The organism is Streptomyces boetiae (genome assembly GCF_031845405.1).
GTDB classification, from domain to species: Bacteria; Actinomycetota; Actinomycetes; order Streptomycetales; family Streptomycetaceae; genus Streptomyces; species Streptomyces boetiae.
Window position 1 is genome coordinate 1 of record NZ_JAVREN010000016.1, and the last position, 13,132, is coordinate 13,132.

Genomic DNA, 13,132 nt, shown 5'->3' on the forward strand with positions numbered 1-13,132 from the left:
GGGGGCCGGGGGTGTTACCGGCGGCCCCGCGGCCGTTTCCTGTGGGCGGTGCGCGGGCGTTCAGGGCCCGTCGATGCCCGCCTCCAGGGCGGCGCGGACCAGGCCGGCGACGTTGGGGACCTTCAGCTTGTGCATGGCGTCGCGGCGCTGCTTCTCCACGGTCTTCGGGCTGATGGCCAGGCGGGCGGCGATCTCGCGCGTGGAGTGCCCCTCCACGATCAGCCCGACGACCTGCCGCTCGCGCGCGGAGAGCGCGCCGGCCGCCGTCGGCGCCTCGGGGGCGGCCACGGCGGTCAGCACGTGGGAGACCTCGGCGCTGAGGTAGACGCTGCCGCGCCCGGCGGCGAGGACCGCGGCCAGCAGCTCGGAGGTGACCGACTGCTTCAGGACGTAGCCCACCGCCCCTGCGGCCAGGGCCTGCCGGACCACGGCGGGCTCGCCGTGCATGGAGAGCACGACCACGTCGGGTGCGCCCTGCGGGAGATCGCGCAGGGCGCGGATGGCGCGCAACCCGGCCGAGGGATCGGCCCGTTCGGCCGGTCCTGGCCCGCCGGGCACGGAGAGGTCGAGCACGACGACGCGGGGCGCGTGGCGGGCGGCGGCGGCCAGGGCCGACTCGGCGTCGGCGGCCTCGGCCACCACCCGCAGCTCCGGGTGGTCGTCGATCAGGCGGGCCACGCCCGAGCGGACCACGGCGTGGTCGTCCACGACGAGGACCGGATGCGGGGACGGCTGCTCGGGGGCCGCGGTCATCGGGCGTTCCTCTCGGGCGCTGCGGGAACGGGCAGGGTGCCGCGCAGGCGGGCCCCTGCGCCGGGGGCGGCCTCCACCTCCAGGTCTCCGCCCAGGGCGCGGAAGCGCTCGGCCATGCCGGTCAGGCCGAGGCCCGCGCCGGGGGCGAGGGGGCCGCCGGGGTCGAAGCCCCGCCCGTCGTCCCGGATCTCCAGGGCGACCAGGCCGGGGGTGACGCTCAGGGTGACGGCGGCTCGGGTGGCGGCGGCGTGCTTGGCGACGTTGTTCAGGCCCTCCTGGAGCAGCCGGTAGAGGGCGCGCTGCCGGCCGGGCGTCAGGTGCGGCGGCTCGGCGACCTCGACCGTCACCTCGAAGCCGCCGATGGCCCCGAAGGAGCGGCCGTAGTCCTCGATCGCCTGGGGCAGCGGGGTGGTCTCCAGGGCGGGCGGGGTCAGCCGGTAGAGCACCTGCCGCAGCCCGCGCATCGCGGCCCGGACCAGGCCGGTGGCGGAGCGCAGCCGGGCCAGGCGCGCCTCCTCGTCGGGCGCGGCCTCGGCGGAGCGCAGCTCCATCAGCAGGGCGGTCATGCTCTGCCCGACGTCGTCGTGCAGGTCGCGGGCGACGGAGGCGCGCTCCTGGTCCTGGGCGGTGAGCAGCCTGGTCCGCAGCGCCTTCACCTCCTCCTGGGCACGCACGCGGTCGGTGACGTCCCGTCGGACGACGAGCACGCGCGGGCCCTCCGACTCGCCCATGGCGGGCGGCAGGGGGCGGAAGACCACCTCGGTCCAGCGTTCGCCCGAGGCGACGACGATGCCGCCGCCGGGGCGACCGCGGACGGCAGCGGCCAGGGCGGCCCGCTGCTGGAGCTCGGCGGGGGGCCCGGCCCGCCAGACGGGGGCTCCGGCCAGGTCCCCGGGGGCGGCAGCGGCCTGCCGCGTGGCCTGCGCGTTCGCCGCCAGGACGGTGCCGTCGCGGTCCACCACCAGGGCGGCGTCGCCGAGGCCGTCCAGCACCTCCAGGATTGTCACACCGCATGCTAACCCGGCCCCGGCGTTCCGCCCTCTACCCGGACAAAACCCCGGACCCCTCGTCCGGAGCCTCCCCGGCCGCCTCCGTCCCGCCGAGGTCGGCGGCGATCTCCCTGATCCGGGCGCGCAGCCAGCGGTGCGCGGGGTCGGCGTCCCAACGGGCGTGCCACGCTTGGGAGATGGGCACGGGCGGCAGGTCCAGCGGGATGGTGAACGCCACCAGGCCCAGGCGCTCGATCTGGAGCGCGGACAGGCGGCGGGCGGTGCGGGCGACCAGGTCGGTGTGGGCGGTCATCAGCAGGGCGGCGGCCAGCGTCGGGACGGAGGCGACCACCCGGCGGCGCAGACCGAGCGCGTCCAGCGCCTCGTCGATCGGGCCGCGCAGCCGGCCGCGCCGGGAGGCGGTGACGTGGTCGGCGGCGGCGAAGCGCCCGGGCGTGACCGGGCCGTCGAGCAGCGGGTGCCCGGCGCGCACCACGCCGGCGTTGTCGTCGGTGAACAGCGGCTCCACCCGGGTCTCGGGAGTGACGTCGGTGACCACGCCCAGGTCCAGGTCCACCCGGCCGTCGCGCAGGGCGTGGCTGTCGTCGGGGCCCTCGGGGAGCAGCCGCAGGGACACCCCGGGCGCCTCGCGGCGGATGCGGGCCAGCAGCCGCATGCCGATGACGGTGAGCAGGGTGTCGTCGGCCAGCAGGGTGAACGTCCGCTCCAGCGTGGCCGGTTCGAGGGTGTCGGGCGGGGCGAAGACGCCGCGGGCGCGGCGCAGGACCTCGCGGACCTCGCCGCGCAGGGCGACGGCGCGCGGGGTGGGCACCATCCGGCGGCCGGAGCGGACCAGCACCGGGTCGCCCAGGGCCTTGCGGATGCGGCCCAGGGTGCGGCTCATCGCCGGCTCGGAGAGGTGCAGGCGGCGGGCGGCGCCGGTGACGCTCTCCTCCGTCAGCAGCGCGTCGAGCGCGGTCAGCAGGTTCAGGTCGAGGCCCGAGGCAGAAGGATGCACCCGATGCATCCTTCCAGTGCTGAAGATGCATTTGAAGTAAGGTCTCCCGCTGCCTACGGTTCCCGCATGACCGTCGCCCCGGCGCGACCGCGCGCCGTCCTCGTCCTGATGTCCGCCTGCGTGATGCTCTGCGTCGGCCTGGTGGCCGCCGTCAACCTGGCCGTGCCGCGGCTGGCCGCAGCCGCCGACCTGCGGCCGACCTCCACCGAGCTGCTGTGGATCGTCGACGCCTACGTGATCGTCTTCGCCTGCCTGCTGATACCGGCGGGCGCCCTCGGCGACCGGCTCGGCCGCAAGGGCGTGCTGCTGGCAGGGCTCGGCGTCCTCGCCGCCGGCTGCGCCGCCTCCGCCCTGGCCGGAACGCCCGCCCTGCTGATCGCGGCCCGCGCCCTGACCGGCGTGGGCGCGGCCCTGATGATGCCCGCCACGCTCAGCCTGGCCCTCCAGTCCGCCGCGCCCGGCCGCGCCCCGCAGACCGTGGCGGTGTGGACCGCCGCCACCGGCGCGGCGGGCATGGTGGGCAACCTCGGGGGCGGGCTGGCGTTGCAATACCTGCCCTGGCAGGGCCTGTTCTGGTGCACGGCGCCCCTGGCCCTGCTGCTGCTCGCGCTGGTGGCGCGGCTCGCGCCGCGCGGCGAGCGTCACCCCGCGCACGCCGACCCGGCCGGGACCGCCCTGCTGATCCTGGGTTTCGTGGCCCTGCTCTACGGCGTCATCGAGGGCCCGGAGCGCGGCTGGGGCGCACCGGCGGTGCTGGGGGCGTTCGCCGTGGCCGCCCTGGTGCTGGCGGCCTTCACCGGGTACGCGCTGCGCGCCGCGCACCCCCTGATCGACCCGCGGGTCTTCGCGGCGCGGCCCCTGCGGGCCGGGGTGCTGGGCGTGGCCGTGACGTTCTTCGGCCTCTTCGGGCTCTTCTTCGTCAACGCCCAGTACCTCCAGCACGTCAAGGGCTTCTCGCCCGCGCTGACCGGCGTGGCGGTGGGGCCGCTGGCGCTGGGCATGCTGGCGGTGGCGCGGCGGGCGGTGGCGCTGGCCGGGCGGTTCGGCACGCGGCGGGTCGTCGGCCTGGGGATGGGCCTGCTGGTGGCCGGGCTGCTGGCCCTGTCGGCCGTGGACCGGGAAACGCCCTACGCGGCGTACGCCGGGGTGCTGCTGGTGATCGCCGCCGGGATGGGCCTGGCGATGCCCGCGCTCTCGCAGGCGGTGGTCGGCGCGCTCCCCGCCGCGCGCAGCGGCCTGGGGTCGGGGCTCAACAGCGCGGCCCGCGAGGTGGGCAGCGCGCTGGGCGTGGCGGCGATGGGCACGGCGCTGGCCGGGCACGGCATCGCGGCGGGGGCGGACGCGGCGGGGATCGCGGCGTTCACCGACGGGATGAGCACGGGCTACCGGGTGGCGGCGGTCGTGGTCGCGGCGGTGACGGCGCTGGTGCTGCTGTGGCTCCCGCGCGGGCCGTCCCCGCACACCCGGCCCTTCCATGGCGTACGGGACGACTCCGTTGTCGGTCCCCGGGGGCATGATGACCCCATGGGACGCATCACCGAGCGCCGCAGGATCGTGCGCATCAGGGCCGGGCAGGTCAGCGAGCGGGCCGACACGCTCGTCGGCGAGGAGCCGCTGGAGATCAGGGTGAACGGCCGGCGGCTCGCCGTCACCATGCGCACCCCCGGCGACGACTTCGCGCTGGCCGCCGGGTTCCTGGTCAGCGAGGGCGTGGTGGCGCGGCCGGAGGAGATCGCCCGGATCGCCTACTGCACCGGCGAGAGCGGCCCCGACAGCACGTTCAACGTCGTCGACGTCCGCCTCGCCCCCGGGGCCGGGCCCGGCGAGGAGGTGCTGGAGCGGATGCGCCGCGCCGTCTACACCACCTCCTCCTGCGGCGTGTGCGGCAAGGCCAGCCTCGACGCGGTGCGCACCACCGCCCGCTGGCCGCGGCCCGGGGCCGGGGGGCCGGCGCTGGACCCGGCGGTGCTGGCCGCGCTGCCGGACCGGCTGCGCGCGGCGCAGCGGGTCTTCGACCGCACGGGCGGGCTGCACGCGGCGGGCCTGTTCGCGGCCGGGGGGCGGCTGCTGGACGTGCGCGAGGACGTGGGGCGGCACAACGCGGTGGACAAGGTGGTCGGGCGGGCGCTGACCGACGGGCGGCTGCCGCTGGGCGACGCGGTGCTCATGGTCTCGGGGCGCGCCTCCTTCGAGCTGGTGCAGAAGGCCGTGATGGCGGGCATCCCGGCGCTGGCGGCGGTCTCGGCGCCCTCCGCGCTGGCGGTGGACCTGGCGGCCGAGGAGGGCCTGACGCTGATCGGCTTCCTGCGCGGCACGTCGATGAACGTCTACGCGGGCGCCGGCCGCGTCGCCCTGTCCGCGGCTGCGGGCTGAGCGGGTGGCGCGGGACCGGCGCCGGGAGTCGAGCCGCCAGGGGCCGTCACCGGACCCGGGCCGTGGCCGGACCCGGGCCGTGGCCGTTGCTTCGTCCGGCCGCAGTCCGGGGCCGGGCCGCGGCCCCGGGCCTCACGCGGGCGCGGGCCCCTGCGGCGCGACGCGGTCCGCCGCGTCCCCCGACGGGCCCTGCGACCAGCGGCGGGCCAGGACGGCGCAGACGATCAGCTGGAGCTGGTGGTACAGCATCAGCGGCAGCACCGCCAGGGCCGCCTGGCCGCCGGGAAAGATGACGCCGGCCATGGGCAGGCCCGCCGCCAGCGACTTGTTGGCGCCCGCGAAGACCAGCGGCACCCGGTCGTTCCGCCCGAAGCCCAGCCGCCGCCCGCCCCAGCAGGTCAGCAGCAGCATCGCCGCCAGCAGCGCGGCCTCCACGCCGAAGAGCGCGACCAGCCGCGGCCAGCTGATCTCGCCCCACACCCCGGCGTTGACCCCGGCGCTGAACGCGGCGTAGACGACCAGCAGGATCGAGCCGCGGTCCACCAGCGACAGCGCGCGCCGGTGCCGCCCGGTGAACCCGGCCGTCCAGCGGCGCAGCGCCTGCCCGGCGAGGAAGGGCAGCAGCAACTGCCCGCCGACGCCCAGCAGCGTGTCGGCCGAGAAGCCGCCGCTGCTGCCGATCAGCGCCGCGGCCAGCAGGGGCGTCAGCAGCACGCCCGCCAGGCTGGAGAAGGACCCGGCTGCGATGGCCGCGGCGACGTTGCCCCTGGCCAGTGCGGTGAAGGCGATGGAGGACTGCACGGTGGAGGGCACCACGCACAGAAAGAGCAGCCCGTGGTGCAGTTCCTCGGTCAGCAGCCAGGGAACGAGGCCGCGCGCGGCCAGGCCGAAGAGCGGGAAGAGGGCGAAGGTGGTGGCCAGGATCGTCAGGTGCAGCCGCCAGTGCCGCAGGCCGTCCAGCGCCTCGCGGGCCGAGAGCCGGGTGCCGTAGAGGAAGAACAGCAGCGCGATGAAGCCGGTGGTGGCGGCGTCCACGGCCTCCGCGGCCGTTCCGCGGGCGGGCAGCGCCGCCGCGAGCAGCACCGTGCCGAGCAGCGCCAGGACGTAGGGGTCGAGGAACCTGCTCAGTCTGCGCACGCCGGACATTCTCGCCGCGGCCCCGCCGCGCATGCGCTAGGGGGCCCGGTCGTGGACGATGGACGCGACCGCGAACCCGACGTGAGGAAGACGACCCCGTGAGCAGCGCGCCCCATGTGCCGACCGTGACCCTGAACAACGGAGTGAGCATGCCGCAGCTGGGCTTCGGCGTGTGGCAGGTGCCCGACGACCAGGCGGAGACCACCGTCGCCGAGGCCCTGCGCGCGGGCTACCGGAGCATCGACACGGCCGCGATCTACGGCAACGAGGAGGGCACCGGCCGCGCGCTGGCCGCCTCCGGGCTGCCGCGCGAGGAGCTGTTCGTGACGACGAAGCTGTGGAACAGCTCGCGGGAGACGTGGACCCGGGAGAGCGTCCTGCGGGAGTTCGACGCCTCGCTCGCCCGGCTCGGCCTGGACCACGTCGACCTCTACCTCGTCCACTGGCCGCGGCCGATGCGCGACGACTACCTGACGATCGCCCGGACCCTGGACGAGCTGCACCGCACCGGCCGGGCGCGGGCCGTGGGCGTGTCCAACTTCAAGCCCGCGCACCTGCGGCGGGTGGTGGAGGAGACGGGCGTGGTCCCGTCGGTGAACCAGATCGAGCTGCACCCCTACTTCCCGCAGCGCGAGACCCGGGAGGTCCACGAGGAGCTGGGCATCGCCACGGAGGCGTACTCGCCGCTGGGCTCGGGCCAGGGGCTGCTGATCGACGAGCGGCTGACGCCGGTGGCCGAGAAGCACGGGCGGACCCCGGCGCAGGTGGTGCTGCGCTGGCACCTCCAGCAGGGGATCATCGTGATCCCCAAGTCGGTGACGCCCTCCCGGATCAAGGAGAACGCCGACGTCTTCGGCTTCGAGCTGGACGCGGAGGACCTGGCGGCGCTGGAGGCGATGGACAGCGGCACGCGGTTCGCGGCCGACCCGGACACCTTCGACTGGAACTGACGGGCCCCGCCCGGCGGTTCGTCACCGTTCCGTTTCCTCCTCCCCGCTGACGCGGCGGGGGCCGGTGGAGTCGAATGGCGGGGTGACGGACACGCGGGAGACGGACACTCCGAGGACGGCACGGGCGGGCGCGGCCGGGCGGCGGGCGCTGGGGGCCCTGGCCGGGCTGCTCGCGGCGGCGGCGGGGCTGGCGGTGGGCGAGCCGGTGTCGGCGGCGGTGCGGCGGGAGGCCGCACCGGTCACGGCCGTGGGCGACGCGGTGATCGAGCTGGCCCCGGCGGGGGTCACCCGCTGGTCGATCGACACCTTCGGCGACAGCGACAAGCTGGTGCTGGAGGCGGGGGTCGTGGCGCTGCTCGGCCTGTTCGCCGCCGCCCTGGGCGTGCTGGCCGCCCGCGACCGGCGGGCCGGGGCCGCCGGGGCGCTGCTGTTCGGGCTCGTGGGCGTCACGGCCGCGGTCACCCGTCCGGACGGCGGGCCCTCCGACGCGTGGCCCTCCGTGGCGGCGGGCCTGGCCGCGGCCGTGGTGCTGACCCTCCTGGCTCGGCGCCTTCCGGCCGCGGCCGGGACCGGCGCGGCGCCGGACTCCGCCTCCGCCGGGGGCCTTCGCCCTGCTGACGCGGCGGCCACGGCGGAAGCCGCCAGACCCGCCGGAACGCCGGACCCCGGCCCGGCCGCCGACGCCGGGCAGGCTCCCGGCACCGGCCCGCGCCGGGCGTTCCTCGTCTCGGCCGGGGCGGTGGCCGCCGGGTCCGGCGGGGCCTGGCTGCTGGGGCGCAGGCTGCACGACGGCGAGGCCGCGCGGGCGGCCGGGGCCCGCGCCTCCCTCACGCTGCCCGCCCCCGACGACCCCGCCGGGGCGCTGCCGGCCGGCACGGACCTGGGCGTGGACGGCGTGGGCCCGTTCCTCACGCCCAACGACCGCTTCTACCGCATCGACACCGCCCTGCGCGTCCCCCGCCTGGACGCCCGCGCCTGGCGGCTGCGGATCCACGGCGCCGGCGTGCCCCGGCCGTTGACCATCGGCTACGCCCGGCTGCTGGAACGCGAGCTGGTGGAGCGGGACATCACCCTCGCCTGCGTCTCCAACCCGGTCGGCGGCACCCTGGTCGGGAACGCCCGCTGGCTGGGCGTCCGGCTGGAGGAGCTGCTGCGCGAGGCCGGGGTGCGCCCGCCCTCCGCGGGCGGCGAGGCCGACCAGCTCGTGGCCCGCTCGGCGGACGGGATGACGCTGGGAACGCCCGTGGAGGCGGTGATGGACGGGCGCGACGCGCTGCTCGCGGTGGGGATGAACGGCGAGCCCCTGCCGTTCGAGCACGGCTACCCGGTGCGGATGGTGGTGCCGGGGCTCTACGGCTACGTCTCGGCCTGCAAGTGGCTGGTGGACCTGGAGCTGACGTCCTTCGACGCGTTCGACGCCTACTGGGTGCGGCGCGGCTGGGCCCGGCAGGCGCCCGTCAAGACGCAGTCCCGGATCGACACCCCGCGCTCGGGGGCGCGGCTGCGGGCGGGCCGGGTGCCGGTGGCCGGGGTGGCGTGGGCGCAGCACACGGGCATCGACGCGGTGCAGGTGCGGGTGGACGAGGGCCCGTGGCGGAACGCCCGCCTGGCCGAGGAGGACACGGCCGACACCTGGCGGCAGTGGGTGTGGGACTGGGACGCCGAGCCGGGCGGCCACCGCCTCCAGGTGCGGGCGGTGGACCGTTCGGGCGAGACGCAGACCGCGGACGTGTCCGGCTCGGCGCCGGACGGGGCGACCGGGCGGCACACGGTGACGGTCGAGGTGACGGACTGAGGCGGCCCCCCGTCCGGTTCCGCGCGCCTCCCGGGGCTCAGGCCGCGCCGTGCGCGGGGGCGATCTCCTCGACGCGGCGGGCGAGTTGGACGTCCAGCGCGGTGATCCTGCCCCCGGCGCTGTGGGTGCTGAGCGCGAGGCCGAGGCGGTCGTAGCCCAGGGTCAGGTCGGCGTGGTGGTTCAGGCGCTCCTGCTCGGTGGCGATGTGCACCAGCAGGCCGACGGCCGCGAGGTGGTCCGGCAGGCCGTAGGTGCGGACGAGGCGGCCGTCCTCCCGGGTCCAGCCCGGCAGACCGCTGAGGGCCTCGGCGATCTCCTGCTCGGTCAGCGGCTGCGTCGCCATCCGCGGCTCCCTTCGCGACGGTTCGTGCCAAACGGCTCGTGCCAAACGGCTCGTGCCCCCCGGTTCGTGCCCACCCTAGGGCCGCGCGGGCGCGGGCGCGCGGCGCTCCGGGCGGTCCGCGGCCTCGCGCAGCCAGCGGGCGAAGAGGCGGTGCAGGGACTCGGCGCCGGTCAGCTCCCCGGCGGGCGGGGACAGGGCCAGGGGCGCGAGCAGGAACGCCCGGCTCTGCTCGCCGCCCAGGCCGCCGTGGCAGCCGATCTGGTCCTCGAAGGCGTGCACCGCGCCGGTGGCCGGGTCGACCGAGGAGTTGACCATCACGTCGGCCGCGTGGGGGAACGCCGCCGCGCGGCGCACGGCCGCCGCCGCCCCCGGGCCGAAGGGGGCCAGCGGGTCGGCGCCCACCACCTCGCCGGTGGCGAGCCGGTGCTCGGAGCCGCGGGCGCCCAGGACGACCGGCCCGTGGCGTTGGCCGTGCACCAGCAGGAAGCCGACGCCGGGGTGCTCGGCCAGGGTGGGCAGCAGGGCCGGGTACCGCTCCTCGATGGCCTCGCGGGAGGCGCGGCCGGGCAGGTCGGGCAGTGAGATCAGGCCGAGGTTGCCGGAGGCCAGCACGACGGGCGCGGTCCGGCGCGGGCCCGGGGTGTCGTCGGGGGCGGGCGGCCGGGGCGGGGGCTCGGGCCGGTGCAGGGCGGCGCGGGCGGTGCCGCGGGCCTCGGCGCCGGTGCGCTCCTCGCGGCGGGCACCCCGGCGGACCTCGGGCGGCACGGGCCGGCCGCAGCCGATGCGGACCAGCTCCTCCAGCGAGTGGCCGTAGGCGGCGCGGAAGGTCTCGCCGTGGCTCTGGCCGTGGTCGGAGAGCAGCACCAGGTGGTAGGGGCGGGGGGCGTAGGCGGTGGCCTGGGCGATGACGGCGACGCAGCGGTCGAGGCGGCGCAGGACCTGCCGGGTGTCCCGGCCTCGCGGCCCGGAGTGGTGGGCCACCTCGTCGTAGGCGACCAGGTCGGCGTAGACGGCGCTGCGGCCGGTGAGCACGTCCCCGATGACGGCCGCGGTGACCACGTCGCGCTGCACGACGGTGGCGAACGCCCGGATCAGCGGGTAGAGCCCGCCGCGGCCGACGCGGGGGTGTTCGCCGCGCAGCCGGGCCCGCAGGGACTGGGCGATCTCGCGAGCGATCTCGGCGGTGAAGGACCAGGCGGTGCGGGCGGCGTTGGCCGGGTCGGAGAAGTAGGCGAAGTAGCCGGCCCGGGAGCGCTGGTCGCGCCCGCGGCGGGCGGCGACGGACAGGACGAGGGCGGCCTGGGCGGCGCCGCCGGTGAAGAGGTTGCCGCGGCTGGCGCCGTCGTGGGCCAGCAGCCCGGGCGTGCCGGAGCGGGCGACGGCGCGGCGCTGGAGCTCGGCGGCGGAGGAGGGGCGGTTGCTGACGATGACCTCGCCGGTCTCCTTCTCGTACCAGCGGAAGGCGGGAACGTCCTCGTTGCTGCCGTGCAGGATCGCGAGCTGGGCGGAGCCGGTCTGGCTGGACCAGTCGGTGCGCCAGGGCAGCAGGCGGTGGGTGGAGCCGCACAGCGCCGCGAGGGTGGGCATGGCCGGGCGCTCCCCCGCCAGGGCCTCGCGCAGCACGTCGTGGCCCAGGCCGTCGAGCTGGAGGAAGACGATGCCGGGCCCCGGCGGCGGGGCGTCCGGGTCGGCGGGGACGCCCCGGGCGGAGCGGGCGAAGCGCCACCCGGCCAGGCGGCGCAGGCGGCGGCGCTGGGCGCCCCGGTCGCGGACGGCCAGGAAGGTGCTGGTGGCCGAGGAGGTCACGGACATCACGGCGGCCACGACGACGGCGGTGGTCGGCCCGGCCTCGCCGCGGCCGTCGGGGATCGCGCTGAGGGCCAGCCACAGCAGCGAGCCGTTGAGGAGGAAGACCAGCGAGCCGAGGGCGAGTGCCGGAACCAGCAGCAGGGCGCGCACCAGCCAGGGCCACACCAGGGCGTGCAGGAGGCCGAAGCAGCCGGCGCCCAGGGCGGCGGTGAGCCCGACACGGGTGAAGCTGTCGCCGTCGGCGGACTGGAGGCGGAAGTCGGGCAGCACGAGCGCGAGCGCCACCAGGGTCGCGGTGCCGGCCGCCCAGACCGCGCCCACCCGCAGGACGGCCGCCCCGCTCCTCCGCCAGTTCCACACCGCCGTCGCGCCGCCCTTCCCTCGGTCCGTCCGCGCCCCCCGGCCGTCGGGCCGGGCGGGACTGCAATTCTGCACAGCCCGCGTGCTCTCCCGGCGCGCCCTGGCATGCTGGGGCGCAGGGAGCGCGCGAGAAGGGAAGTGCGGCGTGGCGGTCGAGGTCACCTGGTGGGGGCATGCCACGGCGACGGTGCGGGACTCGGGGGTCACCGTGCTGACGGACCCGCTGTTCACGCGGCGCTGCGCCCACCTGCGCCGGCGCGGGGGCGCGCTGCCGCCGGCGGCGGCGCACAGCGCGGACCTCGTGCTGATCTCGCACCTGCACGCCGACCATCTGCACCTGCGTTCCCTCGCGCGCCTGCCCGTGGGAACGCCCGTGGTGGCGCCGCGCGGGGCCCTGGCGGCGGTGGCGGGGCTGCGGCGCCTGGCGGCCTCGGGCCGTCTGGAGGTGTGCGAGGTGCTGCCGGGCGAGAAGGTGCGCTCCGGGGGGCTGACCGTGCGGGCGGTTCCGGCCGCCCACGACGGGCGGCGGCTGCCGTTCGGGCCGCACCGGGTGGCGCCGCTGGGCTACGTGGTGGAGGGGGAGGCGCGGACGTACTACGCGGGCGACACCGACCTCTTCGAGGCGATGGCGCGGGAGGCCGGGCCCGTGGACGTGGCGCTGCTGCCGGTCGGCGGCTGGGGCCCGCGGCTGGGCCAGGGCCACCTGAACGCGGAGCGCGCCGCCGAGGCGCTGACGCGCCTGAGGCCGCGCTGCGCGGTGCCGGTGCACTACGGGACGTACTGGCCGCTGGGCCTGGACGGCGTGCGCCCGCACGAGTTCCACTCCCCCGGGCACGAGTTCGTGCGGCACGCGGCTCAGGTGGCGCCCGCGGTGCGGGTGCACCGGCTGGCGCACGGCGCGTCCATGCGACTGGTGGCCGCCGGATGACGGTGGGGACGGCCGAGTGCGCGCTGGCGGCCTCGGGGGCGGTCTCCCCGGAGTCGACGCAGCAGGCGATCGGGTATCCGTCGCTGTTCCTCCTGGTGCTGCTGGGGGCACTGGTGCCGGTGGTGCCGACGGGCGCGGTGGTGAGTTCGGCCGCGGCGGTGGCGTTCCACCACAGCGACCCGGTGTTCTCCTCGCTGATGGTGCTCGCGGTGTCCGCGGCGGCGGCCTTCGGCGGAGACGCCGCGCTGTACGCGGTGGGCGCGCGCGGCGTGCGTTCGCGCAACGGTTCGCGCCTGCTGGACCGGATGCGCGGGCAGGTGGCGCCCGAGCCGCTGGCCCGCGCGCAGGACCGGCTGGCGCGGCACGGCAGCGCGGTGCTGCTGGTCTCCCGGCTGCTGCCGGGCGGGCGGATCCCGGTGATGCTGGCCTGCCTGCTGGCGCGGATGCCGCTTCCGGTCTACCTGCGCGGGAACCTGCCCGCGGTCCTGGGCTGGGCGGCGACGTACCAGCTCCTGGGGACGCTGGGCGGGGCGCTGTTCCCGCACCCCTGGCAGGGCGTGGCCGCGGCCGTCGCCCTGACGGTGATCGTCGCCGCGGCCCCGGTGGTCTGGCGCCGGCTGCGCCCGCCGCCGCCCCCGGCCGCTCCGGCGGACGGGCGCCCGCCGGGCTGAACGGCC

At 77.4% G+C, this 13,132-nt stretch carries 11 protein-coding genes and 1 pseudogene; 6 read left to right on the top strand and 6 right to left on the bottom strand.

What is annotated here, in order from left to right; translation table 11 throughout:
* Positions 1–60: 60 nt before the first annotated feature.
* The 3 genes from RM780_RS12990 to RM780_RS13000 are packed head-to-tail and all read right to left on the bottom strand — an operon-like array spanning position 61 to position 2,769.
* Positions 61–753: a response regulator transcription factor gene (locus tag RM780_RS12990; RefSeq protein WP_311630828.1), complete on the bottom strand. Its 693-nt coding sequence runs from the start codon at positions 751–753 to the stop codon at positions 61–63.
* Entirely contained in the window at positions 750–1,760 is a 1,011-nt protein-coding gene (locus tag RM780_RS12995; protein WP_311630829.1) for a sensor histidine kinase, read from the bottom strand. The genes RM780_RS12990 and RM780_RS12995 overlap by 4 nt, the downstream gene beginning before the upstream one ends.
* Before the next feature lie 34 nt (positions 1,761–1,794).
* Positions 1,795–2,769: a LysR family transcriptional regulator gene (locus tag RM780_RS13000; protein ID WP_311630830.1), complete on the bottom strand. Its 975-nt coding sequence runs from the start codon at positions 2,767–2,769 to the stop codon at positions 1,795–1,797.
* 114 nt (positions 2,770–2,883) lie between these two features.
* Between RM780_RS13000 and RM780_RS13005 the strand changes: the two are divergent.
* Together RM780_RS13005 and fdhD are read left to right on the top strand one after the other, a co-directional pair.
* Positions 2,884–4,218, top strand: a pseudogene (locus RM780_RS13005) (MFS transporter); the annotation flags it as partial.
* Positions 4,219–4,284: 66 nt separating this feature from the next.
* On the top strand, positions 4,285–5,133 hold the full coding sequence (gene fdhD, locus RM780_RS13010; protein WP_311630921.1) for a formate dehydrogenase accessory sulfurtransferase FdhD: 849 nt from the start codon (positions 4,285–4,287) through the stop codon (positions 5,131–5,133).
* A gap of 132 nt (positions 5,134–5,265) precedes the next feature.
* Here fdhD and RM780_RS13015 read toward each other — a convergent pair whose 3' ends face one another.
* Positions 5,266–6,270, bottom strand: a complete 1,005-nt coding sequence (locus tag RM780_RS13015) for a bile acid:sodium symporter family protein (RefSeq protein ID WP_394812954.1) — start codon at positions 6,268–6,270, stop codon at positions 5,266–5,268.
* Positions 6,271–6,419: 149 nt separating this feature from the next.
* On the opposite strand from RM780_RS13015, the gene RM780_RS13020 reads away from it, so the two are divergent.
* The gene (locus RM780_RS13020) at positions 6,420–7,220 is read left to right on the top strand and encodes an aldo/keto reductase (RefSeq protein ID WP_311630832.1); all 801 of its coding nucleotides are present in this window, start codon (positions 6,420–6,422) and stop codon (positions 7,218–7,220) included.
* 82 nt (positions 7,221–7,302) lie between these two features.
* Entirely contained in the window at positions 7,303–9,015 is a 1,713-nt protein-coding gene (locus tag RM780_RS13025) for a molybdopterin-dependent oxidoreductase (protein ID WP_311630833.1), read from the top strand.
* Positions 9,016–9,052: 37 nt separating this feature from the next.
* On the opposite strand, the gene RM780_RS13030 is transcribed toward RM780_RS13025, so the two are convergent.
* Together RM780_RS13030 and RM780_RS13035 are read right to left on the bottom strand one after the other, a co-directional pair.
* Positions 9,053–9,358 (bottom strand): 4a-hydroxytetrahydrobiopterin dehydratase, encoded by a 306-nt coding sequence (locus tag RM780_RS13030; protein ID WP_311630834.1) that lies wholly within the window; start codon positions 9,356–9,358, stop codon positions 9,053–9,055.
* A 75-nt stretch (positions 9,359–9,433) separates the two neighbouring features.
* Positions 9,434–11,527 carry a phage holin family protein gene (locus RM780_RS13035; RefSeq protein ID WP_311630922.1) on the bottom strand — a complete coding sequence of 698 codons (2,094 nt, stop codon included), beginning with the start codon at positions 11,525–11,527 and terminating at the stop codon, positions 9,434–9,436.
* 145 nt (positions 11,528–11,672) lie between these two features.
* On the opposite strand from RM780_RS13035, the gene RM780_RS13040 reads away from it, so the two are divergent.
* Together RM780_RS13040 and RM780_RS13045 are read left to right on the top strand one after the other, a co-directional pair.
* Positions 11,673–12,455, top strand: a complete 783-nt coding sequence (locus tag RM780_RS13040) for an MBL fold metallo-hydrolase (RefSeq protein WP_311630835.1) — start codon at positions 11,673–11,675, stop codon at positions 12,453–12,455.
* Positions 12,452–13,126, top strand: coding sequence for a DedA family protein (locus RM780_RS13045; protein ID WP_311630836.1), 675 nt, complete (start codon positions 12,452–12,454; stop codon positions 13,124–13,126). Before RM780_RS13040 ends, RM780_RS13045 begins: the two co-directional genes overlap by 4 nt.
* Positions 13,127–13,132: the final 6 nt, after the last annotated feature.